Origin of the sequence: Paracoccus sp. IB05 (genome assembly GCF_016405985.1) — a bacterium.
Lineage (GTDB): Bacteria > Pseudomonadota > Alphaproteobacteria > Rhodobacterales > Rhodobacteraceae > Pseudogemmobacter.
In genome coordinates this window covers 80,683-107,257 of record NZ_JAEFCF010000007.1, presented here as the reverse complement: position 1 = coordinate 107,257, position 26,575 = coordinate 80,683, and the positions used below count along the sequence as shown (strand labels likewise).

At 62.6% G+C, this 26,575-nt stretch carries 29 protein-coding genes and 1 pseudogene; 20 read left to right on the top strand and 10 right to left on the bottom strand.

Going from position 1 to position 26,575, the window contains the following annotated elements; all coding sequences use genetic code 11:
• Positions 1-3: 3 nt before the first annotated feature.
• The 10 genes from JC607_RS06935 to JC607_RS06895 all read left to right on the top strand — a co-directional run bounded on the left by JC607_RS06935 (position 4) and on the right by JC607_RS06895 (position 8,701).
• Positions 4-939, top strand: a complete 936-nt coding sequence (locus JC607_RS06935; protein ID WP_198836212.1) for a hypothetical protein — start codon at positions 4-6, stop codon at positions 937-939.
• Position 940: 1 nt separating this feature from the next.
• Positions 941-1,465: a hypothetical protein gene (locus JC607_RS06930; protein WP_198836211.1), complete on the top strand. Its 525-nt coding sequence runs from the start codon at positions 941-943 to the stop codon at positions 1,463-1,465.
• A gap of 515 nt (positions 1,466-1,980) precedes the next feature.
• Entirely contained in the window at positions 1,981-3,513 is a 1,533-nt protein-coding gene (locus JC607_RS06925; protein ID WP_198836210.1) for an acyl-CoA carboxylase subunit beta, read from the top strand.
• 25 nt (positions 3,514-3,538) lie between these two features.
• Positions 3,539-3,958, top strand: a complete 420-nt coding sequence (locus tag JC607_RS06920; protein ID WP_198836209.1) for a DUF6497 family protein — start codon at positions 3,539-3,541, stop codon at positions 3,956-3,958.
• Positions 3,959-4,169: 211 nt separating this feature from the next.
• Positions 4,170-4,310 (top strand): hypothetical protein, encoded by a 141-nt coding sequence (locus tag JC607_RS06915; RefSeq protein ID WP_198836208.1) that lies wholly within the window; start codon positions 4,170-4,172, stop codon positions 4,308-4,310.
• Positions 4,311-4,532: 222 nt separating this feature from the next.
• A complete protein-coding gene (locus JC607_RS25765; protein WP_255532374.1) occupies positions 4,533-4,661 on the top strand; it encodes a hypothetical protein in 129 nt (42 codons plus the stop codon).
• Positions 4,662-4,814: 153 nt separating this feature from the next.
• Complete coding sequence (locus tag JC607_RS06910) at positions 4,815-5,213, top strand: hypothetical protein (RefSeq protein ID WP_198836207.1); 399 nt, start codon at positions 4,815-4,817, stop codon at positions 5,211-5,213.
• 181 nt (positions 5,214-5,394) lie between these two features.
• Complete coding sequence (locus tag JC607_RS06905; protein ID WP_092896514.1) at positions 5,395-5,649, top strand: hypothetical protein; 255 nt, start codon at positions 5,395-5,397, stop codon at positions 5,647-5,649.
• Positions 5,650-5,778: 129 nt separating this feature from the next.
• A complete protein-coding gene (locus JC607_RS06900) occupies positions 5,779-7,782 on the top strand; it encodes an acetyl/propionyl/methylcrotonyl-CoA carboxylase subunit alpha (protein ID WP_198836206.1) in 2,004 nt (667 codons plus the stop codon).
• 4 nt (positions 7,783-7,786) lie between these two features.
• Complete coding sequence (locus JC607_RS06895; RefSeq protein WP_198836205.1) at positions 7,787-8,701, top strand: restriction endonuclease; 915 nt, start codon at positions 7,787-7,789, stop codon at positions 8,699-8,701.
• 7 nt (positions 8,702-8,708) lie between these two features.
• On the opposite strand, the gene JC607_RS06890 is transcribed toward JC607_RS06895, so the two are convergent.
• Complete coding sequence (locus JC607_RS06890; RefSeq protein WP_198836204.1) at positions 8,709-9,206, bottom strand: DUF4174 domain-containing protein; 498 nt, start codon at positions 9,204-9,206, stop codon at positions 8,709-8,711.
• A gap of 92 nt (positions 9,207-9,298) precedes the next feature.
• Here JC607_RS06890 and scpA point away from each other — a divergent pair, with 92 nt between their 5' ends.
• Positions 9,299-11,440, top strand: a complete 2,142-nt coding sequence (gene scpA / locus JC607_RS06885) for a methylmalonyl-CoA mutase (protein WP_198836203.1) — start codon at positions 9,299-9,301, stop codon at positions 11,438-11,440.
• A 380-nt stretch (positions 11,441-11,820) separates the two neighbouring features.
• Positions 11,821-12,081 (top strand): hypothetical protein, encoded by a 261-nt coding sequence (locus tag JC607_RS06880; protein ID WP_198836202.1) that lies wholly within the window; start codon positions 11,821-11,823, stop codon positions 12,079-12,081.
• A gap of 1,105 nt (positions 12,082-13,186) precedes the next feature.
• Here JC607_RS06880 and JC607_RS06875 read toward each other — a convergent pair.
• From JC607_RS06875 to JC607_RS06850, 6 genes are all read right to left on the bottom strand, one after another.
• Positions 13,187-13,489 carry a DUF2218 domain-containing protein gene (locus JC607_RS06875; RefSeq protein ID WP_370584766.1) on the bottom strand — a complete coding sequence of 101 codons (303 nt, stop codon included), beginning with the start codon at positions 13,487-13,489 and terminating at the stop codon, positions 13,187-13,189.
• 135 nt (positions 13,490-13,624) lie between these two features.
• Positions 13,625-14,251, bottom strand: coding sequence for a hypothetical protein (locus tag JC607_RS06870; protein WP_198836201.1), 627 nt, complete (start codon positions 14,249-14,251; stop codon positions 13,625-13,627).
• A gap of 402 nt (positions 14,252-14,653) precedes the next feature.
• Positions 14,654-14,920, bottom strand: coding sequence for a hypothetical protein (locus tag JC607_RS06865; protein ID WP_198836200.1), 267 nt, complete (start codon positions 14,918-14,920; stop codon positions 14,654-14,656).
• A 279-nt stretch (positions 14,921-15,199) separates the two neighbouring features.
• A complete protein-coding gene (locus tag JC607_RS06860; RefSeq protein ID WP_198836199.1) occupies positions 15,200-15,631 on the bottom strand; it encodes a hypothetical protein in 432 nt (143 codons plus the stop codon).
• Positions 15,632-15,854: 223 nt separating this feature from the next.
• The gene (gene metG / locus JC607_RS06855) at positions 15,855-17,573 is read right to left on the bottom strand and encodes a methionine--tRNA ligase (protein WP_198836198.1); all 1,719 of its coding nucleotides are present in this window, start codon (positions 17,571-17,573) and stop codon (positions 15,855-15,857) included.
• Between the two features lie 240 nt (positions 17,574-17,813).
• A complete protein-coding gene (locus tag JC607_RS06850; RefSeq protein WP_198836197.1) occupies positions 17,814-18,563 on the bottom strand; it encodes an SDR family NAD(P)-dependent oxidoreductase in 750 nt (249 codons plus the stop codon).
• A gap of 215 nt (positions 18,564-18,778) precedes the next feature.
• Between JC607_RS06850 and JC607_RS06845 the strand changes: the two genes are divergently transcribed.
• The 3 genes from JC607_RS06845 to JC607_RS06835 all read left to right on the top strand — a co-directional run bounded on the left by JC607_RS06845 (position 18,779) and on the right by JC607_RS06835 (position 21,032).
• A complete protein-coding gene (locus JC607_RS06845; RefSeq protein ID WP_198836196.1) occupies positions 18,779-19,819 on the top strand; it encodes an aldo/keto reductase in 1,041 nt (346 codons plus the stop codon).
• A gap of 95 nt (positions 19,820-19,914) precedes the next feature.
• Complete coding sequence (locus tag JC607_RS06840) at positions 19,915-20,508, top strand: hypothetical protein (protein ID WP_198836195.1); 594 nt, start codon at positions 19,915-19,917, stop codon at positions 20,506-20,508.
• On the top strand, positions 20,496-21,032 hold the full coding sequence (locus JC607_RS06835) for a lipocalin family protein (protein ID WP_233092725.1): 537 nt from the start codon (positions 20,496-20,498) through the stop codon (positions 21,030-21,032). The genes JC607_RS06840 and JC607_RS06835 overlap by 13 nt, the downstream gene beginning before the upstream one ends.
• Before the next feature lie 81 nt (positions 21,033-21,113).
• Here the strand turns inward: JC607_RS06835 and JC607_RS06830 are convergent, their stop codons facing one another.
• On the bottom strand, positions 21,114-21,746 hold the full coding sequence (locus JC607_RS06830; protein ID WP_233092724.1) for an NUDIX hydrolase: 633 nt from the start codon (positions 21,744-21,746) through the stop codon (positions 21,114-21,116).
• Positions 21,718-22,065, bottom strand: a complete 348-nt coding sequence (locus JC607_RS06825; protein WP_233092734.1) for a DUF983 domain-containing protein — start codon at positions 22,063-22,065, stop codon at positions 21,718-21,720. The genes JC607_RS06830 and JC607_RS06825 overlap by 29 nt, the downstream gene beginning before the upstream one ends.
• Positions 22,066-22,534: 469 nt before the next feature.
• On the opposite strand from JC607_RS06825, the gene JC607_RS06820 reads away from it, so the two are divergent.
• From JC607_RS06820 to JC607_RS06810, 3 genes are read left to right on the top strand one after another with little or no spacing between them, the layout of a single operon-like run.
• Positions 22,535-23,149 carry an RNA polymerase sigma factor gene (locus JC607_RS06820; protein ID WP_198836193.1) on the top strand — a complete coding sequence of 205 codons (615 nt, stop codon included), beginning with the start codon at positions 22,535-22,537 and terminating at the stop codon, positions 23,147-23,149.
• 3 nt (positions 23,150-23,152) lie between these two features.
• Positions 23,153-23,587, top strand: coding sequence for a hypothetical protein (locus tag JC607_RS06815; RefSeq protein ID WP_198836192.1), 435 nt, complete (start codon positions 23,153-23,155; stop codon positions 23,585-23,587).
• A gap of 12 nt (positions 23,588-23,599) precedes the next feature.
• On the top strand, positions 23,600-24,118 hold the full coding sequence (locus JC607_RS06810) for a periplasmic heavy metal sensor (RefSeq protein ID WP_198836191.1): 519 nt from the start codon (positions 23,600-23,602) through the stop codon (positions 24,116-24,118).
• A gap of 36 nt (positions 24,119-24,154) precedes the next feature.
• Here the strand turns inward: JC607_RS06810 and JC607_RS06805 are convergent, their stop codons facing one another.
• Positions 24,155-24,685: a transcriptional regulator gene (locus JC607_RS06805; protein ID WP_198836190.1), complete on the bottom strand. Its 531-nt coding sequence runs from the start codon at positions 24,683-24,685 to the stop codon at positions 24,155-24,157.
• Between the two features lie 64 nt (positions 24,686-24,749).
• Here JC607_RS06805 and JC607_RS06800 point away from each other — a divergent pair.
• Positions 24,750-25,506 (top strand): annotated as a pseudogene (locus tag JC607_RS06800) (integrase core domain-containing protein).
• 559 nt (positions 25,507-26,065) lie between these two features.
• On the top strand, positions 26,066-26,428 hold the full coding sequence (locus tag JC607_RS06795) for a helix-turn-helix transcriptional regulator (protein ID WP_198836189.1): 363 nt from the start codon (positions 26,066-26,068) through the stop codon (positions 26,426-26,428).
• Positions 26,429-26,575 lie beyond the last annotated feature (147 nt).

The window sequence follows — 26,575 nt, the reverse complement described above, 5'->3', positions numbered from 1 at the left end:
TCATTGACCATTGCGAGGCGGTTTATCGATTATCGACGCGTGATCTGGGTTGCTGATCAACCTGACGATCTTGAACAAAGGCTCAGATTCGCATGGGGAGAGCTTCCTGAGGCGGTCCAGCGGGTGACAGAGCGCCGTGATGGAACATCGGTCATGGGGTTCTCCTTGGTAGATCATGGAGGCGCGGGTGTTTCGATCCATTGTGTCCGATACACCGATGGGCAGGGCGTTGGCACGATTCCGATGGTCGCACGGCCCGATAATCTGGGCGAAACACTTCCTGGCGATGCTGAGAATTTCCTCAATCAGGACTTTTTCATGCTGGTCCAAGCCAACCATGTAGTGACTCTGAATGCTGCACGTGGGGCTGCCATGGCCAGAGAGTTTTGCCGTGATCTGATGAGGCTTGCAGGGTTGCCAGACGTAGTAGGAATGTTCGATTTGGTGCAGATTGCGAATGCCGATGCCGTGCGGCGCATTCATGAGGGTGGAGGCGTGCAAAGCATCCAAGTTGATCTCGCTATCGAGGCGGCTTCGGCCGCCTATCTGGCGGAGGATTTGCACCGAGGCGGACTGATACGAGCCGTAAGGGACGGCCTGGCCAGTATAGTACACAGCATCACTCATACTGAGTCAGGTGAGGGGTTAGGCGAAAGCAATCGTGGCACCGTCCGTCTTCAGATTAGTGTGCCGGATGGCGATCTGGAGGTCGCCAAGGAAGCTACCTCCCGCATAGCGGAAGACATCGTAGAAGATGAGACGGCCGACGACTATGTCGTGTATCTGCGCAATGGTGGGCAGATCAGAAGGAACGCTATGGCTGTTCGAAAGTTGGTACCACTGGAGAAAGCCGCCAACTCCTTCGATCCTCGCGACGTAAGGCGTGAAATGTTGGTCTACCTTGGTGAGCTACGCGCATCTGATCAGTTGAGAGCATAACGTGAAAGTTCCAGAGGCTCACGACAGAGTGGCATGGGTAAGGATCCTGGTAGGGGTCCTGCTGCTGCTGACGTCTGGCTTAGGTGCTTACGTTTTTCAGCCTCTGATTTCTGGCAAGACCGATGCAATCAACATCGTCGTTACAGTATTCTCAATTCTGGCAGGTTTTCTCATAGCAGTGATCACCTTCATTGGTGACCCCGGAAGAGCGTCTTGGAAACAGCTTCAGATGCGTAGACCCGAAGTGCGACGGCGGCTTATGCGACACGAGCTGCTCTTCTATCTCTACCTTCTTACTCTTGCGGTCGCCATGAGCCTTTACCTTATTCCTAAGGAGCTTGAGCAAGTTCTGCTTTGGGCAGAGAGGCTCTTCCTGTTCTTTGCAATCATGGTTTTCCTGGTGTCGTTTGGTCTTCCGTCGTCGCTCAGGGCTTTGCAGTTGGCGCGATATGACGAGGCGAGGGAGGCTGATCTTCCGGCGGTGTTGAAGAGGCCAGAACAGTTGCAGGAACGTGGACCAAGCTAAGAGGCCTTATCTACACTTGTTTCCAAAGTGCGGTGCTGAGGTGGTAGGGCAACGGCTCTATTCAATGATCAGGTGAGGGTGAACTGCCGGCGCTTAAACCCAGCGTTCACCGACTGGGTGATGGGCTGGCTTCCTGGCTGGACCGAACCGCTGCGGCCGGTAACGGAGTGGTCCCTCTGGCTGCGGCGCGCGCGTGGCGCTATCTGAAGGCAGCGTTGATGGCCGTTTAAGCTCGGCTTTAAGGGGGCGTTCAATCGGGGCCGGGCAGGGCGCTCAGGCCCCGGTTTTTAAAAGTCGAATGGTGCAGCTTTGGGTGTCAAACAGTGCAACTTTCGCTGTCACGCTACAACAAGGATGTCAAACAGCGCAACTTTCACTGTCACGCTACATTGGTAAATTTGCTTATTTGCATTTTGCGAAACTATGCGTGGCAATAGTTTGCAAATTTCCGAAGTTTCGTTTTCTTTTCCTGCCGCGCAATATTATTGTCCTCTCGATTCCCCGGGAGGTGCGCCATGAAAGATATCCTGCAAGAGCTTGAAGACCGTCGTGCAGTGGCGCGGGCAGGGGGCGGGCAGCGGCGGATTGATGCGCAGCATGCCAAGGGTAAGCTGACGGCGCGCGAGCGCATCGGGCTTTTGCTTGATGAAGGCTCGTTTGAAGAATTCGACATGTTCGTGGCCCATCGCTGCACCGATTTCGGGATGGAACAGGACCGGCCTCCGGGGGATGGGGTCGTCACCGGCTGGGGCACGATCAATGGACGGATGGTCTATGTCTTCAGCCAGGATTTCACGGTTTTCGGCGGCTCGCTCTCCGAGACCCATGCGCAGAAGATCTGCAAAATCATGGATATGGCGATCCAGAATGGCGCGCCGGTGATCGGGATCAACGATTCCGGCGGGGCGCGGATCCAGGAAGGGGTTGCCTCGCTCGCGGGGTATGCGGATGTGTTCCAGAGGAATGTTCTGGCCTCCGGCGTGGTGCCGCAGATCTCGCTGATCATGGGGCCCTGCGCGGGGGGCGCGGTCTATTCGCCCGCCATGACCGACTTCATCTTCATGGTGAAAGACAGCTCTTACATGTTCGTCACCGGCCCGGATGTGGTCAAGACCGTGACCAATGAAGTGGTGACGGCCGAGGAACTTGGCGGGGCCTCGACCCATACGAAGAAATCCTCGGTGGCGGATGGCGCCTTTGAAAACGACGTCGAGGCCCTGGCCGAGATCCGCAGGCTCTTTGATTTCCTGCCTCTCAACAATCGCGAAAAGGCACCGGTGCGGCCCTTCTTTGATGAGCCGGGCCGGATCGAGCAAAGCCTTGACACGCTGATCCCGGACAATCCGAACCAGCCTTACGACATGAAGGAGCTGATCCTGAAAATCGCCGATGAAGGCGATTTTTACGAGATCCAGAAGGATTACGCCGGCAATATCATCACCGGTTTCATCCGGATCGAGGGGCAGACGGTGGGCGTGGTCGCGAACCAGCCGATGGTGCTGGCGGGCTGCCTTGATATCGATTCCTCGCGCAAGGCGGCGCGGTTCGTGCGCTTTTCGGATGCGTTCGAGATCCCGATCCTGACGCTGGTAGATGTGCCGGGCTTTTTGCCGGGGACAAGCCAGGAATATGGCGGCGTGATCAAACATGGCGCCAAACTGCTGTTTGCTTACGGCGAGGCGACGGTTCCGAAGGTGACGGTGATCACCCGCAAGGCCTATGGCGGCGCCTATGATGTGATGTCGTCGAAACACCTGCGTGGCGATTTCAACTATGCCTGGCCCACCGCCGAGATCGCGGTGATGGGGGCGAAGGGCGCGGTCGAGATCCTGTACCGCTCGGAGCTGGGCGATAAGGACAGGATCGCCGAGCGTACGAAGGATTATGAGGACCGTTTCGCCAATCCTTTCGTCGCGGCCGAGAAGGGCTTTATCGACGAGGTGATCCAGCCCAGATCCACCCGGCGGCGTGTGGCACGCGCTTTTGCGGGCCTTCGCAACAAGAAGCTCTCGAACCCGTGGAAGAAGCACGACAATATCCCGCTCTGAAACCCCCATGAGGTGAGGTCGGGATATGTCTTCTCTGTTCAGCCGTCTTTTCATTGCCAGTTCTCTGGCGCTTTGCCTTGCGGCGGGGCGCTGTGACGATGGGGAGGCGGCCGCGACGGGCGAGGGGGCAATTCCGCTGCCTTCGGGCAAAACCGCCGAATGGCTCGACGTGCAGAGCGATACAGCCGGAGTTGAGGGCGCGACCGCGCGCTTTCGTTTCATCGACAAGAGCCTGAAGCCAGGCGAGGACCGCAGCGCAGATATGCAGAGCCTTTGTGACACATTCGCGCGTGAGCGGGTTGCGGCCATGGTGCCCGCGCCACGCCAGATCGTGATCACGCTGGCCGATCGCCCGGTGGCCTTCGGTGCAACCGATCCCGAAGCCGTGCAGCTTTTCGAGGCATATCGCCTCGAAAACGCTGCCTGCATCTGGGAGATCTTCTGAAGATGGCACTACATCTGGTTGAAAACAGGGGCAAAACACCGCCTTCTGATGTATTGGAGTCACAGGGTGGCAACTTACGCACGCGCGCGTGTTTTTCGGCCCCGGATTCCGCTATCCTCGCCCCAGGCCGACCCCAAGCGGCCTTTACCTCGCAAAGGGACAGGGCCGGCATAGTGCTGGCCTCAAGATCCCTGAATGAATGGAGCAGAAGATGTCGAGCACTATCCGTATTGTCGTTGCACTGGCTTTCGTGGGCACCATTGCTGCCTGCGCAAAGAAAGTTGAAGAAGAAGTCGTCTATGTCGACCAGCCGGTTTCGGTCGAGCCGGTCTATACCGGTAAATACAAGTAAGACGACCGCTCAGCCCGGACGGAGATTCGGACGGGCTGAGCCGTTACTGCGGCGCGTGGCAATGGCCGGCGCCGGCTGTTTTGGGCCTGTCTCAAAGCATGGCAGAGCTGTTGCCGCATTTGTCGCGCAGGCTTTTGCAAATTCTGTGAAATCTCCGATTCCCTTCTGCGGGCGCACACCATATGGTGCGGCACATAACCCTGATTCGCACTGGAGGTTGTCATGCGGACCACTGCTATCGTCGCCCTTATCGCTCTCTCGACCCTGGCCGCTTGCGCCAAGAAAACCGAGACCGTTGTTGTTGCTGAGCCCGTTTCGGTCGAGCCGACCTACACCGGCAAGTACAAGTGATTTCGCAGGGCGGTCGATCCCTGACGGATCGGCCGCCCGGCTTTCCTGCCTGACGGGATTTATTCCGGGTTTTCTGCCGAATGTTTCCGGCGCCGCTGGCGCCACGCCTGCCCAGCCTGCTAAAGCCGGTTCCGCAAAGAAAGGAACCGCGCCATGTTAAAGCACAGGGGCTTTCCGGGGCGTCTTACCGGAACCGATTTCCAGTTCACCATCCGTCGCGCCAATCTCAAGGATGGGCCGGCAAAGATCATCCGCCGTGAGCGGTTCAGGGATCGCAAATTCGTCGACCGCAAGGCTGACGAGGCCTTTATGGCAGCGCTCTGGGCCTGTTTCGGCGAAGAGGTCTTCGAGCGCGGCAATCTTGATGCCGGGCGACTGTCCTGGCTGTTTGGCCGCGAGGTTGTGGCGGCAGAAGATCCCTTCAATCCGGCCAGCTATGAAGCCTTGCTGAAGATCGACGTCAAACGCGCCGAGGCGGCCTTTCCGGCGGTCTTCGCGCCGGATGCGCCGGCGGTCAGCTTTGACGAGGATGACGGGGAGGATTGGGAATGATCCTCCTGCCGGCAGGTATTTCATGCAACATGACCCTCGCGGCCACGGCCAAAAGCGCTGGCCTGGCGGGTTTCAGCCGTTTTGGCGGTCGCATTTGCGTGAGAACTGCCGGCATATCTTTTGCAACGCAAAAGAATGCGCTAGAATCGGCCTCAACCATAACAAACCGAGGCAGTCTCTCATGCGTAAACTTGTCCTGCTCCTCCCGATTCTCGCCCTGCCGCTGGCTGGCTGCGTCAATAATGGCGGCGGCTATAACAACGGCTATGGCAGCTCTTCGCCGATGGACAGCGCCGCTGTGCGCACCGTTGGCGGCGCTGCAGCCGGCGCGCTGGTTGCAAGCGCAACCGGTGGTTCGAAAACCCAGGGCGCCCTCATTGGCGCCGTTGCCGGTGGCGGCTCCTGCATGGTGCCCGGCCTCAACAACTGTAACTGATCCGTCGCCCGCAGCCGCGGGGCCTGATCTTATTTTCGACAATCTGAAACGGGGTCTTCCGGCAGCATATGCCGGAGGACCCTTTTGCATTTCGGCCCGGCTGAAGCGGGCCGGGACTGAGGGAGAGCCATGTTCAAGAAGATCCTGATCGCGAACCGGGGTGAGATCGCCTGCCGTGTCATCAAGACCGCGCGGAAGATGGGCATTCAGACGGTTGCCGTCTATTCCGATGCCGACCGCAACGCGCTGCATGTGCAGATGGCGGATGAGGCCGTGCATATCGGCCCGGCCCCGGCGAACCAGTCCTATATCGTGATCGGGAAGATCCTTGACGCCATCCGCCAGACCGGCGCCGAGGCGGTGCATCCGGGCTACGGTTTCCTGTCCGAGCGGATGGATTTCGCCGCCGCCCTTGAGGAAATGGGCGTGGTGTTCATCGGGCCGCCCTCGCCGGCGATCGAGAAGATGGGCGATAAGATCACCTCAAAGAAACTGGCGCAGGAGGCCGGGGTTTCGACGGTGCCGGGCTATATGGGGCTGATTGCTGACGCGGAAGAGGCCGCGCGCATCTCGGACCAGATCGGCTATCCGGTGATGATCAAGGCAAGCGCGGGCGGTGGCGGCAAGGGGATGCGGATCGCCTGGACTGCCGATGAGGCGCGCGAAGGGTTCGAATCGTCAAAGAACGAGGCCGCGAACAGCTTCGGCGATGACCGCATTTTCATTGAGAAATTTGTAACGCAGCCGCGTCATATCGAGATCCAGGTGCTGGCCGATAAACATGGCAACACCGTCTATCTGCATGAGCGCGAATGTTCGATCCAGCGCCGGAACCAGAAGGTCATTGAAGAGGCGCCGTCGCCCTTCCTTGACGAAGCAACCCGCAAGGCGATGGGCGAACAGGCCTGTGCGCTTGCGAAAGCGGTGGGGTATACCTCGGCGGGGACGGTGGAATTCATCGTCGACGGCGCGCGGAATTTCTACTTCCTCGAGATGAACACCCGGTTGCAGGTGGAACATCCCGTCACCGAACTGATCACCGGCATCGACCTCGTTGAACAGATGATCCGGGTGGCGGCGGGCGAGAAACTGCCCTTCGCGCAATCGGATCTGAAGATCAACGGCTGGGCGATGGAAAGCCGGCTTTACGCCGAAGACCCCTATCGCAACTTCCTGCCCTCGATCGGCCGTCTGACCCGCTACCGCCCGCCGGTCGAAGGCGCGACCGCGCGCGGTGGCATCGTCCGCAATGATACCGGCGTCTATGAGGGCGGCGAGATCTCGATGTATTACGACCCGATGATCGCGAAACTCTGCACCTGGGCGCCGACCCGCGAGGCCGCGATTGGCGAGATGCGGCTGGCGCTCGACACTTTCGAGGTCGAGGGGATCGGTCATAATCTGCCCTTCGTTGCGGCGGTGATGGATCACCCGAAATTCGTCGCCGGTGACATCACCACGGCGTTTATCGCCGAAGAATATCCCGAGGGCTTCCAGGGCGCGACGCTGCCCGAGGGCGAGCTGAAGCGGATGGCGGCGGCGGCGGCGGCGATGAACCGCGTGGCCGAGATCCGGCGGACCCGGATTTCCGGCACCATGGACAATCACCAGCGCCGGGTGGGGGATGACTGGGTCGTGAGCCTCGGCGGCTATGATTTCGCGGTGACGATTGCAGCGGATCGCGAGGGTTCGACCGTGGGCTTCGCGGATGGCAGCAGCCTGCGCGTGAGTTCAGACTGGGTGCCGGGCCAGCCGCTGGCCCGTATCGCGGTCGATGGCTCGGATCTGGTGATGAAGGTTGAGAAAATCCCGATGGGCTTCCGTCTGCGCAGCCGCGGCGCTGATCTGAAAACCCATGTGCGCAGCCCCCGCGCGGCGGAGCTGGCGAAGCTGATGCCCGAGAAACTGCCGCCCGACACCTCGCGCTTCCTTCTGTGCCCGATGCCGGGGCTGGTGGTGAAGATCCAGGTCGAGGAAGGCCAGGAGGTTCAGGAAGGCCAGGCGCTCGCCACCGTCGAGGCGATGAAGATGGAGAATATCCTCAAAGCCGAAAAACGCGGCGTGGTGAAGCTGATCAAGGCGAAACCCGGCGAGAGCCTCCGGGTGGATGATGTAATCATGGAGTTCGAATAGATCCATGGCGATCCCGGAATTTCAGACATTCATGCGGCCGGTTCTCCAGGAGGTCGCGGATCGGGGACCTGTCCTGACACGCGACCTGACGGTGATTGTCGCCGACCGGCTTGGCCTCTCAGAGGATGATCGCGCGGAGATGGTCTCTTCGGGCAATAAGACGCGGCTTTTTGACCGCGTTGCCTGGGCCGCCACTTATCTGTGCCAGGCGGGGTTGCTGGAGCGCCCCCGTCGAGCGGTGCTGCAAATCACCGCAGCCGGTCGCGAGGCCTTGCAGTCGGGCCCGGAGCGCATCACCCGGGCATGGCTACAAGAGGTCTCACCACAATTCCGGATTTTTTCGCTGGGGGCGGCGGGCGATGAAAGTGATGCAAATGCGGTCGCGGAGACGGCAGCAGCGGCATTGACGCCTGATGAGGCGATCCGGAATGCACATCGTCAGCTGGATGAGGCTTTGGGTCAGGAGCTTGTGGAGCGGCTGGTCACCGCCAGCCCCGCATTCTTTGAACATACGATCCGTGAGCTGCTGGTAAAAATGGGCTACGGCGAGGGGCGTCATGCTGCCGATGTTCTTGGTGGTGCCGGGGATGACGGCGTTGATGGTGTCGTCAACCTTGATACGCTTGGCGTTGATCAGGTCTATTTTCAGGCGAAACGTTACCGCCAGGATATAGCTGTCGGCTCGGGCGCCCTGCGTGATTTCTTTGGTGCGCTTGCGCTGAAGGATGTGACCAAGGGCATCTTTGTGACCACAGCGCGCTTCTCTGAATCCGCGCGTCTGACGGCCGAAAAGCTCAACAAACGCATCGTTTTGATTGATGGGGCAGAGCTCGCACGGCTTCTCATAAGGTTTTCGGTAGGATGCCGCATTCGGGAAACCTACAAGGTTTCCGAAATCGAAGAAGATTTCTTCGAATGAGCGGAATTTACCGCCCCGCCGGGTTTTTCTCCAGCGCCTCGGTGCGGGCGATGGGCATTTTGTCGATGGTGTTGATGATCTCGCGTGCCGCGCGGGGCGAGGGGCGGCGGACCGGCGAGCGCCAGTCCTTGTCCATCATCACCAGCGAAAAGCCACGCGGGCGCAGTTTGCGGCGAATATCGGACGGGGTCGCGGGATCGGTGTCGGTGATCAGCACCACATCGCGCGCCGCCAGCTGCGGGTAAAGGTCGGGCAGGATCTCCATCTGCCGGATGAAATTCGGGTCATGTGGATTGTCGGCAAAGACGATCACGGGGCGCCGCAGGAATAATTCATCTGCTTCGGAAATCTCTGAGGCAGGCACCGGGCCGAACGGGGCGCCCAGATCGGGTATCTCCGCCACCGGCTCTTCGGACGGGGCCTCCTGCGCCTGCAGGAGGGAGGGAACAAGGCCCGCAATCGCGGCCATGAGAACGAGGGAACGGCGGTCGAGCTTATGATCCATGCTCCGGATATAGAGTGGATCGGGCAAAACCCCAAGCGGCGAGATGCGCCTGATCGACAGATCGGGTCAGTCTGGCGAACGGAGTGACGAGAATGAGCGATCAGAACACCCCTGACCTGGCCTCCTGGGAGGCTTTGGCCTCGAAGGAGCTGAAGGGCAAACCTGCCTCCAGCCTGAACTGGCAGACGCTGGAGGGGATCGAGGTCAAGCCACTCTATACGGCGGCCGATCTGGAGGGGCTGCCGCAACTGGGCGAGCTTCCGGGTGTGGCGCCTTTCACCCGTGGGCCGCGCGCGACGATGTATGCGGGCAGGCCCTGGACGATCCGGCAATATGCCGGGTTTTCGACCGCCGAAGAGAGCAATGCTTTCTACCGCAAGAACCTTGCGGCGGGGCAGCAGGGGGTTTCGGTCGCCTTCGATCTGGCCACGCACCGGGGCTATGACAGCGACCATCCGCGTGTGGTGGGGGATGTGGGCAAGGCCGGTGTGGCGATCGATTCCGTCGAGGATATGAAGATCCTGTTCGACGGCATTCCCCTGGACAAAGTCTCGGTTTCCATGACGATGAATGGTGCGGTGATCCCGATCCTCGCCTCGTTCATCGTAGCAGGCGAAGAGCAGGGCCATGCGCGCAGCCTGCTGTCGGGCACCATTCAGAATGACATTCTGAAAGAGTTCATGGTCCGCAACACCTATATTTATCCGCCCGAGCCTAGCATGCGGATCATCGCGGATATCATCGAATATACCTCGAAAGAGATGCCGAAATTCAATTCGATCTCGATCTCGGGCTATCACATGCAGGAGGCGGGGGCGAACCTCGTCCAGGAGCTGGCCTATACTCTGGCCGACGGGCGCGAATATGTCCGGGCCGCGCTGGCGGCGGGAATGCCGGTTGACGAATTCGCCGGACGGCTGTCGTTTTTCTTCGCGATTGGCATGAATTTCTTCATGGAGATCGCGAAACTCAGGGCGGCGCGGATGCTCTGGACCCGCATCATGCAGGAGTTTGAACCGAAGAAGCTCTCCTCGCTGATGCTGCGCACCCATTGCCAGACATCCGGCGTCAGCCTGCAGGAGGCCGATCCCTATAACAACGTGGTCCGCACCGCCTATGAGGCGATGTCTGCGGCTTTGGGGGGGACACAAAGCCTCCATACCAATGCGCTTGACGAGGCGATTGCGCTGCCGACCGAATTCTCGGCCCGGATCGCGAGGAACACCCAGCTGATCTTGCAGGAAGAGACCGGCATCACCCATGTCGTCGATCCGCTGGCCGGGTCTTACTATGTCGAAAGCCTGACCGCGCAGCTGGCGGAAGAAGCCTGGAAGCTGATCGAAGAGGTCGAGGCGATGGGGGGCATGACCAAGGCGGTGGCCTCGGGCATGCCGAAGCTGAGGATTGAGGAAACCGCGGCCCGGCGTCAGGCGATGATCGACCGCGGCGAAGAGGTCGTGGTTGGCGTCAACAAATACCGCAAGGCGAAAGAAGACCCGATCGACATCCTCGAAATCGACAATATGGCGGTGCGCGACGCCCAGATCGCGCGGCTTGATCAGATCCGCGCGACCCGTGACCAGGTGGCCTGTGATGCGGCGCTGCTGGAACTGGGGCGGCGTACCGTCGAGGGCGGCAATCTGCTGGAAGCCGCCGTCGAATGCGCGCGGATGCGGGCGTCGCTTGGGGAAATCAGCCTCGCGATGGAAGGCACATTCGGGCGTCACAGGGCGGAGGTGAAGACTTTGGCAGGGGTTTACGGGGCCGCCTATGAGGGCGATGCGGGCTTTGAGGCGATCCAGAAAGACGTCGAGGCTTTCGCGGAAGAAGAGGGCCGCCGGCCCCGGATGCTGGTCGTGAAAATGGGCCAGGACGGTCATGATCGCGGCGCCAAGGTGATCGCGACCGCTTTTGCCGATATCGGCTTTGACGTGGATGTGGGGCCTTTGTTCCAGACCCCGGAAGAGGCGGCGCAGGATGCCATCGACAATGATGTCCACATCGTCGGCATCTCCTCCCAGGCGGCGGGGCATAAGACGCTCGCGCCCCTGCTGATCGCGGCGCTGAACAAGGCCGGTGCGGGTGATATCATGGTGATCTGTGGCGGCGTGATCCCGCAACAGGATTACGACTATCTGCAGAAGGCCGGGGTGAAGGCGATTTTCGGGCCGGGCACCAATATCCCCGACGCGGCGAAAGAGATCCTCGACCTGATCCGGGCGACACGCGCCTGATGCCGGCAGTATGACAGCGGAAGGGGGGGCGATACCGCCCCCCTTTTTCATTTGACAAGGCTCGGTTTGCGGTTTGCAGCGCTGATTGCCGTGTCCCTGTCCCTGTCCCTGTCCCTGTGCCTGCCATTGCCGGCGATCGCTCCTGACCTGCCCCCCCCGGAAGCTCCCTCGCTGTGTGTAGAGTCTGCCCAACCTGAAGGAGCAGACGAGATGAGGAAAAACCGGCCGCATCTCGACCGCCTGCCCCAGGGTGTTGTGCGTCAACCGGACAGGGGCACAAAAGCCCATCGGCTGCGCATTCAGCAGCGCGCAGGCGAACATTGCCGGGTATGGGTATTTCTGCCGGCCGGGGCATCAACCAGACGCGCTAAGGCCGCTGCATGGCTTTCGGGAAAGTCATACCCGGCGACATTCTCGATCTGGGAAACGCAGCGCTCGGGGCAGACAGGATAAGAGCCGTAAATGATCATGCCGGTGATGAAGGGCTCGCGGCAGACATGCACCGCGCCCATGCGGCGCAGCCGGTCGGCTTCGTCGGGCGCGAAACCGGTACCGCGACGCCGATCCGCATGGCCCGCCCCTGGAAGAGCGGCAGGTCCAATATGGGTTCAAAGACCGGCCGTAGTTTTGCGCAGGGCTAAGGAGCACTGGCGGGGGCGGCGTCATCTGGTTCTTCTTCGCTCCACCGCTTCAGACCTCAGCGGCGGCACACTGCGAGAAGTGGGAATAAAGCCTTGCCGTTTTTCTATCAAGGCATTGAAAATTATTTATAATATTTTAGCTCTGACTGTGTCGCCCGGTAATTTCCGGACCCAGGTCGCATCTGCCAAGGTTAAGATTTTGACCCGAATGGCTCCGCTGGCCTGCATATGACAATGGGCTGATGCGGGCGCCGGGTGTTGGAGAGGCAGATCCGGTCGCCGCTGGTATGGGCGGATGCAGGATGCCCAGATGCGGTGGCGATGGCAGCGCCCGGAGACGGGGGCGCCTGCCGGCAGGGTGATTGTTTATGTGAGCGGCGAGCTTCTTTGCTCGATCAGGGCCATGAACCGCCACTGCTCCGGCTACCCTGGTTGAGGCCGCTGACCCGGTGGCCTGGTTGACGCCCGTTCGGCGCCCCACAATGCGGCCGCCGAACGGGCGGAGGCTTTATCATGGCCCTGATCGTGGCCGCGAAGCAGGGAAACAACCTTCGGCGCAGGCGTGACGGCCTTGTAACTGACCCTGCGTCTCGACACGCCAGATCATGTGCGATGCTTTAGCAGCCAGACCCGGATCCCGTCAGCAAGCGGAGCCTCGCAGACCGTCCGGATCAACTCCCGCGCCATGGTATTTCGAACCAGCGGAGCTGCCATGGCCTGGGTCTGCCGCCCCATGCGGCCCGGCAGCTTTTCGGGCCTGCAGGTGCTGCGTGGCTTCGCCGTAAAGCTCTCCCGCCTGCAGGTCGCGGAGCTGCTTTTCTCGTATTTCCGCCGGACATCATCGGCCCCGTCCCCGACCCTGGGCGAGGGCCGGCCAAAGCTGCGCCCGGCCTCCGCACCTGAGGTCCTGCGGTTGCGATGATTGCGATGATCTGTGCCGGTTTGCGCCTGGCAGCCCACCGCCTGCGGCGGGCTGCCTTTGGCGGAACCGCTCCGGTCGGCCTGGCGGGCGGCTGGGCGGGGGCAGATGGGGAGGGCGGAGGGGGCGGCGGCGGGATCACTGCACCCTGACACGATCAGGCCCGCCGCCGGTCACTGCCCCGATTCAGGCAGGGGCCGTCTCGTCCAGCCTCCAGGCAAAGCCGGAAAAGCCGTCGCGGAAGGCAAAGACCACCAGATGTTTGTCGACGATATAGCGCGCTTCGATAATGCCGCGCACATCTTCCGCCGAGACTTTCACCGAGAGGCCGCTGGCATCGGCCTCCATCTCGAGCGGTCCCGGGCCGAGCCTGGCCCGCCCGTGATGCGCATCCACTTCGACCTCGATCTTATGGGCGAAATGCCGGAACAGTTGTTGCATATATTTCGAGCCATTCGGGGTCTCGAAACGCGCCGATGATGTCAACATCGCTGGATCCTTCGCTTTTGTCCTTCCGCATCTAAGAGCGGACTCTCCGCCGGGCAAGACCGGGTTTACGCTCAGCCCGGCGGCGTCATCGTGCAAATTCGCACCGAGGCGCGACAGGTTGCGACAGTATTGCGATCAATGCACGAGCCGCAGGTGCCGTGCCGCAGGGGGATGGGTCGGGCGATGCGCCGGTCGCTGTGTGGGCCGCAGTGAGGGGCGTTGTGACGCGGTGCCGGCGGCAACCGGGATAAGGCTCAGGCCCTCTGCCTGTGCGGCAGATTTTGCGGCGGCCTTTGCGGCGGCGGTGTTTTCCGCATCCTCTGCCGGGAACCGCGCCGCGAAAGACAGGGCCACCTGGATCAGCAGCGGATCCATCCGGCCACCGGTGATGTCCAGCACCGGGCCGCGCGCGAGATCGGCGCGGTCGCGGCGCATCGCATGCAGCATAAGGCAAAAGGCGGCCTCCTCCGGCGTCACCAGGTCGCGGCAGGAGGTGCAGAGCGGGTTGGCATAGTGGAAATCCGCGTCCCGCGCCTGGCGCAGCGCCTGGATCACCGCAAGCAGCCCATGCGCGATTTGCGGGCCCCGCGCCTGGCCCCAGCGTTCAGCGGCAATCGTATAGGCGCTTTGCCAGGCCTGGCTTTCAGGCCGCGCGAAGGCGGTCATGAAATGGCGGGTGACGGCCAGCATCCCGGTCTCGAAAGCATCGAGCTCCAACGAGGCAAGCGGCAAGGCATCGGCATCGGCGAGATGTTCAGGCATCGGGGCAGGTGGCTCCGGTCGGAGGGCCGTTTCGCAAGCGCATACCCTGCTTTTGCGGGGCAGGCGGGTCCTGTGCGAAAACGGGCAGGGTTGCAGAAAACAAAGGCGGGCGCGGGAGAGCAGGCAAGTCGCAGATCGGAACGTCAGGAGGACAGCGGGGCGGCGTCCCCGGGCATATCTGGCGAAAAGCTGGACATGCATTTCCTATAAAAATACTCGGAATTTATCAAGCCGAAAGTTCTCTGTGCTTTCAGATACTTGTTCTCTTAAGCTGGGTCTCAGAGATTTTCCCCCGCCAGGCGGGACGCCGTCGCGCGCAAACAAAAAACCGCCCGGCGCGGAAAGCTCCGGGCCGGGCGATTGCGCTGGATCAGCGATTTGGTCCGCGAGCAAGCTGTTCTGTCAGTCTCGGATCCCATAGGCCGAGCGGTCGGCCGGCAGTGGGGTGAACCCGGCCCGCAGGAGCTGCGGCTGATCAGATCCCGCGCCCCCGGAGAACAGGCCCCCTGGGAATGCGCCGCCGTCCACGGCCACCGATTGCGGCCCGCCCAGGAGGCCGCGCGGCGCGATCACCAGCACCATTGCTGAGCCATAGGCGAGCGCGAAAACTATGGCGGCCAAAACCGGCCCCCGCGTCAGGGCGTGTCGCTTCTGAGAAATGTCGTTCATGTGTTTCTCCCTCTGGCAGTTTCGGGAAGCGGAACGAGCAGTGGCGACAGTCTGCCATGGAATGGTGAGCCTGAGGTTCTCAGTTTTTGCCGGAATCAGGAAAATATTCCCTGATATGGTCAATTTTTTGAAGATATCGGCTATACAACTGGCGAATTATTCGCAAATGCAGGAAATTTTCGCGGTTGCAGCATTGCCGGGGCCGGCCTCCGCGACATAAGGAAACCTGCCGGATTGCTCCGGCAGGCGCGTGTTGATCAGGATATGCCTGTGCTCTGATCAGTAGCAGACATACCAGTATTCGCAGTAGCCGTACCAGTCGCACCAGTATTCCCAGTAACACATGGCGCGGTTCTGGGTTTCTGCGGCATCGCGCAGACTGTCGGCTTTGGCGGTGATCAGCGGGTCATCCTTGGCCAGCGCCACGGCCTCATCCAGCACCTTGCCCAGATCGACCGGCGTGCCGCCGGTTTCAATCGTGGTGCCGGCCGACACGTCGAGCATCATCTTGACACCCGCGATCATCGCCAGCGCATCACCTTTGGAACGACCATAATTGATCATCGCATTGGCGGTTTGCAGGGTGGATCCCTTTTCAGCCTGTTCGGCGGGTTTCATCGCGGGCGGGGCTGCGGGGGTCTCGGCAGTTACAGGAACGCCGGAAGCAGCTACGGCGGCGGCAAAAGCCAGAAGCGTAATAAAGCGTTTCATGTGTCTCTCCGGTTCCGGAACGGCGGGCTGCGTTCCGGGTGAAAATGGAATGTGCGGTCTCGCTCAGGATTTCGGGATCGGCACAGCCCGAGACTGCTGGATCCATGTGAGTCCGGCAAATGAATTTCATCGTCATGAAACGGCGACAGAGCAGATTTTCCCTGTCAGGGCTGGCCCGGGCGCGGCTTTCCTGCGGCGCCCGGGGCCAGAAAGGGGGGCGTCTTCAGCTGCGGATGCCGGCAAAGCGCTGTTGCCAGTCGGCGCGCTCTTCATCGGTGATCTTGCGGAAGAGGTTTTCGGGCACGGCGAAGGCGCTGCCTGCGGGCACGCCCGCCATGGCATCGGCGACATCCCCGGGCCAGGCCCAGTCTTCCCGGCCAAGCGATGCCATCATCGCCGCTGCCGCATCCGGGATGAAGGGGCGCGACAGCACCGCGTAAAGCCGGATCAGGTTGAAGCCGAAGCGCACGATGGCCTGGGCGGCCTCCGGATCGGTTTTCACCACTGACCAGGGCGCAGCGGATTGCAGATATTCATTGCCCGCAACCCAGATCGCGCGCAGCTCTGCCGCCGCCTTGCGCACCTCAATCGCATCCATCAGCCGTTCATATTCACGGATGCGCGTGGTCAGATCGGCGATCAGCGCGGCCTCCTGCGGGCCATAGGCACCGCCCGAAGGCACATCATCGCCGAATTTCGCCTTCGCGAATTTGGTGATGCGGGAAACGAAATTCCCCAGCACATCGGCGAGATCCTTGTTCACCGAGACCTGGAAATTCTCCCATGTGAATTCGGAATCCGCGCTTTCCGGCGCATGGGACAAGAGCCACCAGCGCCAGTAATCCGAGGGCAGGATCGAGAGCGCCTGATCCATGAACACGCCGCGCCCGCGCGAGGTCGAGAACTGGCCGCCGTCATAATTCAGGTAATTGAAGGATTTCAGGTAATCCACGAGCTTCCACGGCTCTTTTGACCCGATGATCGTCGCGGGGAAAGACAGCGTGTGGAAGGGGACATTGTCCTTGCCCATGAACTGGTAATAGGTGACGTCAGCGGCGCCTTTGTCGGTGCGCCACCAGCGTTCCCAGTCAGCGGTCGGGCGGCCATTCGCATCCGCCCATTCAGAGGTCGCGGCGATATATTCGATGGGCGCGTCGAACCAGACATAGAAGACCTTGCCTTCCATCCCCGGCCAGGGCTGATCGCCCTTTCTCACCGGGATGCCCCATTTCAGATCTCGGGTGATGCCGCGATCCTGCAGACCATCGCCGTCATGCAGCCATTTCTTCGCAATCGAGGTGGTCAGGATCGGCCAGTCCTTCTTGCCGTCGATCCAGGCCTCGATATCACCCTTCAGCGCCGACTGGCGCAGATAGAGATGTTTGGTCTCGCGCAGCTCGAGATTGGTCGAGCCGGAGATCGTCGAATGCGGGTTGATCAGATCGGTCGGGTCAAGCTGCTTGGTGCAATTGTCGCATTGATCGCCCCGCGCGCTCTCAAACCCGCAATTGGGGCAGGTGCCCTCGATATAGCGGTCGGGCAGGAAACGGCCATCATCGATCGAATAGAACTGCTGCTCCGTAACCTCACGGATCAGCCCGTTATCGGCCAGAACCCCCGCGAAATGCTGGGTCAGGCGGTGGTTTTCAGGGCTGGAGGAGCGACCGAAATGGTCAAAGCTCAGCCGGAAGCCCTTTGCCAGATCGGCCTGGACGAGATGCATCTCGCGGCAGTATTCCTCGACCGGCTTGCCGGCCTTGGCGGCGGCAAGCTCGGCGGGGGTGCCATGCTCGTCGGTCGCGCAGATGAACATCACCTCATTGCCCCGGCCGCGCATATAGCGGGCAAACAGATCCGCCGGCAGCTGTGAGCCGACAAGGTTCCCCAGATGCTTGATCCCGTTGATATAAGGAATTGCAGAGGTGATGAGAATGCGGGCCATGAAGACGCCTTTCGACCGGTTCGGATCCGGGGTTTAACGCGGGGCGCCGCCAAGGGCCAGAGCTTTGCGATAAACCGTCCCCTCCGGGCCGGGCCCTTCCCTGGCACACCTGTCACAACCTGGCCCGCAGCATATCATCAGGCCGGGCGGGTCATGGCTCTTTCCTGTCCGGAAAGATCCCGGGGGAGGCTCCGCCACAGGCGGGGCCTGAGAGGTATCGGAGGGCAGAGCCTCCCTCTTTTACGGTACGCAATAGCCCCCATCGACCAGGTGATAACTTCCGGTAACAAAACTCGCCCGATCCGAAAGCAGGAACAGAACCAGTGACGAGACCTCCTCTGCGCGTCCCAGCCTGCCGACCGGATGCTTCGAGATCAGCCAGTCGCGGGTCTCCTTGTCGAAACCCGAAAGCAGCGGCGTGTCGATAAAGGCGGGGCCGACCGCATTCACCCGGATGCCCTTTCCGCCATATTCCATCGCTGCGGTTTTGGTCAGCCCCAGCACCGCATGTTTCGCCGCGACATAGGCCGCCGATCCGGCAAAGCCCTGGGTGCCGAGGATCGAGGCCATATTGACCACCGCACCGCCGCCTGCGCGCTCCATGGCAGGCAGGCCAAAACGCAGGCCGTAGAAAACCGCATTCAGATTGACACCGATCACCCGGTCCCAGCCGTCCAGCGGATAGGCGCCTGTCGGGGCCGAGGGGCCGCCGATCCCGGCATTATTGACCAGAAGATGCAGCCCGCCATGCTGTTCGGCCAGCGTGATCTGGGCCTCCACCACCGCAGGATCCGCAACATCGCCGTAGGCCGCAACCGCCTCGCCCCCGGCGGCGATGATCTTTGCCACGGTCTTTTGCGCTGCATCCTCGGTCAGATCCGAGGCGATCACGACGGCACCGGAGGAGGCAAGATCCAGTGCGACCGCCTCGCCGATTCCCGACCCGGCCCCGGTCACCAGTGCCGTTTTTCCGTCAAACCTGATTTCCATGGTCAGGGCTCCTCTGTGTCTGGGATGGGGTCGGGGCATAGTCTGGGCCTGCCGGGCCGTCCCTGCCTTGATCTGGCGCAAACCGGCCCTGGGTGCGGGGATGTGCAGATGTGGCGGCCTTTTGCGCAACCGCCGCTCCTGCACGCCGGCCTGTCCGGGCGGCCTTGCCTCCTGCCTCCGGCGCCCGCAGTCTCGCCGGCAAAAGGAGCTCTGCCATGAAAATGATTCCCCTCGGTCGTTCCGGCCTGACCGTCTCAGAGCTCTGTCTCGGCACCATGACCTGGGGCAGCCAGAATACCGAGGCCGAGGGTCATGCCCAGGCCGATCTGGCGCTGGATCACGGCATCACCTTCTGGGACACTGCCGAAATGTATCCGGTCAACCCGGTCCGGGCCGAAACCGTGGGCCTCAGCGAAGAAATCGTGGGCTCCTGGATCAAAGCGCGGGGCGGGCGCGACCGGCTGGTGATTGCCACCAAGATCACCGGCACCGGCCAGCATGTCCGCCCCGGAGAGCCGATCACCGGCGCCAGCCTGCGGGCGGCGGCAGAGGCCTCGCTGAAGCGGCTGAACACCGATTATATCGACCTTTATCAACTGCACTGGCCCAATCGCGGCAGCTACCATTTTCGCCAGAACTGGAGCTATGCGCCGACCGGAATCGACCGCACCGCCGAAACCGCCGCGATGACCGATATCCTGACCGCCGCGCAGAGCCTGATCGCCGAGGGCAAGATCCGCGCCATCGGGCTCTCGAATGAGACGGTCTGGGGCACGGCGCGCTGGCTGCATCTGGCCGATACGCTGGGCCTGCCGCGCATGGTCAGCGCGCAAAATGAATATTCGCTGTTGTGCCGCCAGTTCGACACCGATCACGCCGAGCTTTCCCTGATCGAGGATCTGCCGCTTCTGGCCTATTCGCCGCTCGCAGCGGGGCTGCTGTCCGGCAAATATGCCGGCGATGTGACCCCCTCTGACAGCCGCCGGGCGCGGGTGCCGGATCTGGGTGGCCGTATCACGCCGCAGGTCTTTCCGGCGGTGGCGGCCTGTCTCGCGGTGGCGGCGGATCACGGGCTCAACCCGGTTCAGATGGCGATTGCCTTTTGCCGCACGCGGCCCTTCCCCACGATCCCAATCATCGGGGCGACCAAACTTGCCGACCTCGCGACCTGCATCGGCGCGGCAGAGCTGCAGCTTGCGCCCGGGGTGCTGGCCGATCTGAACGAGGTCTATCGCCTGCATCCGCGCCCGTTCTGATCCTTTACCGGGCGCTTCGCGCTTGCCCGCCTGGCCGTTTCGGGGCAGTCTCGCGCCATAATGATAAACACGGGCAAGAGCGGCGGGACAGCCGGATGACAGGTATCGGGTATCGGTTTGTGACACTGGCCGGGGCGGTCGCGCTCGCGCTGACGCTTGGCGGCTGCCTGCCGGGGTTCGAGAAATCCGGCGCGGGCGGGGCGGGCGCGGAAAAACCCGCGACGACGGTTATCACCGGCGATGCGATCGAGACCACACCGCTTGGACCGCCCCTGGCTGCCGCTGGCGCGCCGGTGGCAAAGACGACACCCGCCACAGCCGGGGCCGCGACGGGCGCGAAAGAGGCCGCCGCCGCAGGGGCTACCCGACAGCCTGACGAGGTAGCCCCGCAAGAGGTGGCCACGCAAGAGGTGGCCATGCCGGAAGCCGCCCCGGTCGAGACCAATCCTTTCACTGCTGAGGCCCGCCTGACCTGTGAAAAGGCCGGGGGCAGCTGGGCAAAGACCGGGTCCGGCTTCAACAGCTGCGTCTGGAACACGAAGGATTCCGGCAAGCGCTGCACCGCGTCGAGCCAATGCGACGGGCAATGCCTCGCGCGGTCGGGCACCTGCGCGCCGTTCACACCGCTGTTTGGCTGCAATGAGATCCTCGATGACAGCGGCCGAAGGATGACCGAATGCCTGCAATGACCCGTCTGATCCGCCTTGGGTTTGCCGCGGCGGGGCTTGGCCTCGTCCTCCAGGCCTGCGCGCCCCGCGCGCCTGAAACCGCCGGTCGCACGGTGTTTCGCAATTCAGGCGCCGGAATCTGGTCCGCCGCCGCCTTCCAGCCTGCCCGCATCACAGGCGACTGGCGCCAGGCCGCCGCCTATACAAGGGGTGAGGCCCAGAGCTGCGCCCCCGGCGGCGCCGTCTTCCGCCAGACCGCCTCCGGCCAGCTTTCCGTCAAAGCCCGGCTCTGCCTCGACGGGCGCGAGGTCACCGCCTCCGGCCCCGTAACCGTGAGCGGCCCTGGCAGATTTACCGTGCCCGGTATGGGAGAATGGTGGGTGATCTGGGTCGACAGCGGCTACCGCACCCTCGCCGTCGCGACGCCAAGGGGCGAATTCGGATTTGTGCTTGACCGGGGCCGCATCGGCCCCGACCGGTTGCGGGCCGCAGCCGAGATTTTCGATTTCAACGGCTATCCGAAAGACCGGCTGAAGCCCTTCTGACCGGATCCTGGCGACAGAGCCACTTCCTCCTGACGAAAATACTCCCGCCGGAGGCATCCGCCCCCGGCCAGAAACCCGGCCTTACAGAATCCGCCGAAACGCCGGCCGCGCGCCGGAATTGTCGAAAAACGGCACGCCGGGCTGATCGCCACCGCGCAACAGATTGCTGATCTCGGCCAGCACCACTTCGGTGACAAAGGGCAGATCGAGCTTCCTTGCCTCCCCGAGCCCCAGCCAGGCCAGATGCGACAGCTCATCCGAGGCCTGCGAGAAATCATCCGGATCGCTGTCCAGCCCCGCCGCATCGGCGAGGAAAAACCGCGCATCAAAGCGGCGTGGCCGCCCGGGCGGCGTGATGGCGCGAAACACATAGCGCAGCTTTGCCGCCCCCGGCGGATAGCCGAGCCCGGTCTCTTCGCGCAGCTCGCGCAAGGCGGCCGTCACCAGCCGGCCTGGCGCTGCCCCGCCGGGAACGCCCGGGCTGATCTGCGCCAGCCTTGCGGCGCAATCCGCGCTCAGCCCCGTGACCCCGGCATCCTCATCCGCCGCATCCAGACCTCCGCCCGGAAAGACGAATTTCGACGGCATGAAGACCGCTTTCGCGCCGCGCTGCCCCATCAGGATCCGCGCCTCGCCGCCCTCGCGCCGGGTGAGGATCACCGTGGCCGCATCGCGGATCTGTGGCTCATCCACGCTCATTGTCCCCAAAGCCATGCATCCTCCGCGACCATTGCAATCCGACAAAGGCCCCCTTGATCCGGGGCAGCAAAAACAGCGACATCGCCACACTCGCCACCGACAAAAGCGCAGCGGTAATCAGTGGATCGGGCGTCCATTTGATATAGAGCGCGAGCATCAGCGGCCCGATGATATGGCCGACGATCAGGATCGTCACATAGGCCGGCCCGTCATCGGCGCGCTGGTGAAACAGCGCCTCATTACAGACCGGACAGTGATCGCGCACCCTGAGAAAGCCCTGGAACAGCGGCCCCGCGCCACAGGACGGGCAACGGCGGCGCCAGCCGCGCAACATGGCCGGGCGCAGGAGCCGTTCAGAGGCATCCTGGTCTGGCGCTGTCTGCGCTGCTGTGCCTCCGGCTTCTTTGCCCGCCCGCCCCTCCGCCAGCAGATCATAGCCGGAGGCGGTTTTCAGATTGCTGCTCTGCATGCCGCGTCTTCTGCCTCTTCGATTCTCGTCCCGCCGTCAGATTAGGCAGTTTGAACCCGGTTTCACAGGGATGATTCGTCGCATCCCGCCCCGGTGCAGGTGCTTTATCGGGAATGTTCTGGCGGTGGCGGGCGGGATTTATCCGCGACGCCGCGACGGAAGCGCCGATCCGCGTCGTTATAAAGCTGTCAGGCACTACGGGAACGGCCGGTTTCGGACAGCATATATCAGATGGCGGGCCGCGTCGCGGATCGCTTGAGGAAAGATCGGTTAAGGGCGGGGGGCCGCAAGCCGGGCTTTGCGGTGGCCCCGGGTTCCGGGGTAACAGATGGGAATGAAGATGCCCCGGGATATGGTCGAGGACGAGGACGAGGCGGCTTTGCTCGCGCGCTATGCGCAGGGCGATACCGTTGCGGCCCGGCTTCTGACGGCGCGGCTTTTGCCGCCGGTCCTGTCCTTTGCCAGCCGGATGATGGCAGGCGACCGGGCCGAGGCGGAAGACATCGCGCAAGAGGCGATGCTCCGGCTCTGGCGCGCGGCCCCGGGCTGGCGCGAGGGCGAGGCGAAGGTCTCGACCTGGCTCTACCGGGTGGTGGCCAATCTGGCGACCGACCGGATCCGCAGCCGCCAGCGCCGCCACCGTCATACCGGCGGTGCGCCGCTGGAACTGAGCGATGCACCGGAAGCGGCAGATGGCACACCGGGGGCTGAGGCGCGGCTGATCGCGTCCGAACGGATGGCCGCGCTTGACCGTGCGCTGGCCGCCTTGCCCGACCGCCAGCGCGAGGCGGTGGTCCTGCGCCATATCGAGGGGCTCTCGAACCCCGAGATCGCGGCAGTGCTGGGCGTGGGGGTCGAAGCGGTCGAAAGCCTGACCGCACGCGGGCGTCGTGGTCTGGCACAGGCGCTCGGGCCATATCGGGCGCTTTTGGGGTTTGAAGGGGATTGAGCGATGGGCAAGACAGAGCTGAATGGACCAGAACGGACTGCGCCGGAGCTGACGGGCGCCGAACTTGACCGCGTCTTTCTTCTCGCGCGGGCGACTGCGCCAGAGCCGCCCGGGGCGTTGATGGCGCATGTGCTGCAGGCGGGCCTTGCGGCGATGCCGGCACCTTCAGGCGCGCCTTTGCGGGGGGCACACCCGGCGGCTGCGGGTCTCCTTGCAGGCATCGGGCGTATCTGGTCGTCCTTCAGCGCGGGGTTCGGGGGGAGCGCTGTGGTGGCCAGCCTTGGCGCAGTGGCCGCACTGGCGCTGTTTCTGGGCTATTCCGACCCCGCCGGGCTCAGCGACGGGTTCTGGACCGGGGCAGGGGCCGCGACCGGGGGCGAGGGCGATGACGGGCCTGAACTGGAGCCGGTGGCGATCTATTTTCTGGCCGGAGGCTGAGGAGAGATGGGTGTGACGGATCCGCAAAACGGCGCAGGACAGCCTGGAACGCGCGGCTGGGTCAGGGCGCTTCTGGCGGCCTCACTGGCGCTCAATCTGGCCATTGGCGGGTTTTTTGCCGGCGCCTGGCTGGGGGCCTGGTCCGATATGCAACCGGGCGCGAAAAGCGGCGGGGAACATGGGTCGGGCGGGCGGCGCGACAATGGGCTCGGGCCGCTGGCGACGGCAATGCGGGGCGAGGACTGGCGCGCGATGCGCGAGGCCTGGGTCAGCCGCAACCCCGATCTGAAACGCGGCCATGCGCAGCTGCGCGCCGATTATGACCCGCTTCTGGCCGCGCTCCGGGCCACACCTTTTGATGCCGGCGCCATGCAGGACGCGCTGGTGACGATCTCGGAAAGCAACAGCCGCCGCCTGATCAGCGCCAGCGAGGTGATCGGCGCCTATCTGGCGACACTGAACGAGACCGAGCGCCGCGCCTATGCGGAACGGCTGGAACACGCGTTGCAGCCGAAGAGGAAAAAAGACTGACCACAGGACTTTCCGGACGGGGCTTTCAGGCGCCGCTCAGCCGCGGATCGCCACCCGGTCCAGCCCGAAACGCGCAAGGTATTTGCGCAGCCGGTCGGCATCATTCTGGCTGGCCTTCTCCTGGCGCGAGGCGGCAAAGAGCCTGCGTCCCGCTGCGGAAAGGCTCGCGCAATCGCGACAGGCGCGGATCACCGCCGCCAGCTGGGCGCGGTCAAATTCTTCAATCGATTCAGGCTCCGGCAGCACCTCCCGCAGCAGCGCATGGTCGCGGTCAGCCCCGGCCGCGCGCCATTGTGCCGTCAGCAGTGCAATCTCCGCCCCGACCATAGGCACGGTGATGCAGCCCCGTTCCGCCAGCACCGCCAGGCGATGAACTGACGCGTCCAGATCGCGCAGGTTGCCCGCCCAAAGCGCCGCCGGATCCAGCGCGAACCGCAAATAACGCGCCAGCGCATCGGCGTTGAAGCCGGTCCTGCGGCCAAGGCTGCGTTCACTGGTGGTCAGCAGCGCCTGCAAAAGTGCCGCGACATCCTCGCGCCGGTCACGCAACGGGGGCAGGGAAAACACTGACGTTGCCCCCTGGGGCTCATCCAGTTTGACGTAGCCTCTGGTCCAACAGAGAGGACGAGAGATGAAGCGCAGCAGGTTCGCCGAAGATCAGATCATCGGCCTTTTGAAAGTCGGGGAGGACAAGCAAACGCTCCGGTGGACCGTTTGCCCGACGAAGGTGAGGCCGGGGTTTCCGGTGCCGATCTGTGCCGCAAGCACGGCGTCAGCGATGCGAGCGTTTACGAGTGGAAGGCCAGGTATGGCGGCCTGGATGTCAGTGAGGCAAAGCGGCTGAAGGGGCCAGAGGTGGAGGAGGATCAGGAAACGATCCGGGGGATCGTTTTCCCGACGAACGGAATGACCGCCGACACGTCCCTGTCCGGAGCAAGGGGCGCGCGGGAACTGGCAACGCTGTTCGAGATGCTGGCCAGGCCTGTGACGGTGGTCAGTGACAAGGGCACCGAGTTCACCCCGAACGCGATCCTGACCTTCGCCGATGACCGCAAGATCGACTGGCACTCCATCGCGCCCGGAAAGCCGGCCCGAGACATGCCTTCATCGGGAGCTTCAACGGTCGCCTGCGCGACGCGTTGCTGAACGAGACCCTGTTCCCGTCCCTGCACCACGCCCGCGTCAGGCTGGCCGCCTGGCGCACGGACTATAACAGGGAACGCCCGCACTCCCGCCCTGGCTGGCAAACGCCTTCCGAATTCGCCCGGATCTTCACACCGCAACGCGGTATGACGCTGCGCAACACGCAAAGCTCCGCGCCAGACCCCGTTGCCCAACCCGCCCCAAAAGGCAAAACTCAAACCCGGAGTCTCGCTCTCGCTGGATAAAAGCTGGGGGTGACATCACGCCGGAACGCGCTTCGGTGCGGGTCCCGCAGACCTTGCGGGCCGTCCGTTCGGTCTTCAGCGTTGAGAAGAAGCTCTCCATTGCCGACGTTGAGAGGAAGCTGTCCATTGCCGACCTCGCCATGGTCAGCCGGACCAGTGGCGTTCCCATTGCCCGATCCCAGACCCTGCCCGCATCGGCATCAACCGCGGACCAAAGATTTCGATCAAGTTCTTCCACGGGAACAAGAACCTGAGCCGCTCTGCGGCCGGAAAAATGCGGAGACCAGAATTCTTCCGTCGCCAGACGCGCAGCTTCGGGATAAGGCGCGAATTTGTCGAGATCGTCGAACTGGTAGTCAAGCGAGTTGGGGAAAACGACAGGCCTCAGAATTTCAATGTCGCGGTTTTCTATAGCAGCATCAGGTGTTCGCGGCCAAGACAGATTCCTTCTCCAGCGTCCCGACAGGCATAGTCAGTGATCCCGTCCTCAAGCAGGTAGAACCAGCTGCTTCCGACCCAAAGGCTTCTGAGTTTTTCAAAGTGACGCGCACCTGGGGGGGTGAGGTCAACCGCAGCCAGTTCGAGCCCCCTGACGCAACGAGATCCTGCTCAGCGACTGGGGTGTCAGCCTGCGACGGTGGCAAACATAGAAACCGGCCAGCGCCGGGTTGATGTTATCGAGCTCGTCGCGCTCGCGAATGCGCTTGGGGTGTCGCCCCACCGCCTGTTCGACAGTGTCGTCGAGAATGTGGATTCTGCCGAACTCATCAATAATTTCAGCCGCTCAAGAAAGAGCGCGCGCGACGTAAAAAAAATAGCGAGACGCCGGCATAGAGCTGGCTTGCCGACGCGCTACCCAAAGAGCTGGCGGCGGCAAGCCAGCTCGTTTCGAGTGCCCTTGCCAAGCGAAGTGCATCTTTGATCTCGGCTGAGGCCGATGAGTCATGTGATGCGATCAGAGATTTGTGATACATCGTGATCTACGGCTTTCGGTCATGATAGATTTTCTCTTAGTAAACTATGCTTCATGACCGTTCCTGAGTCATAAATTGGGGCAACCATTTCCTCT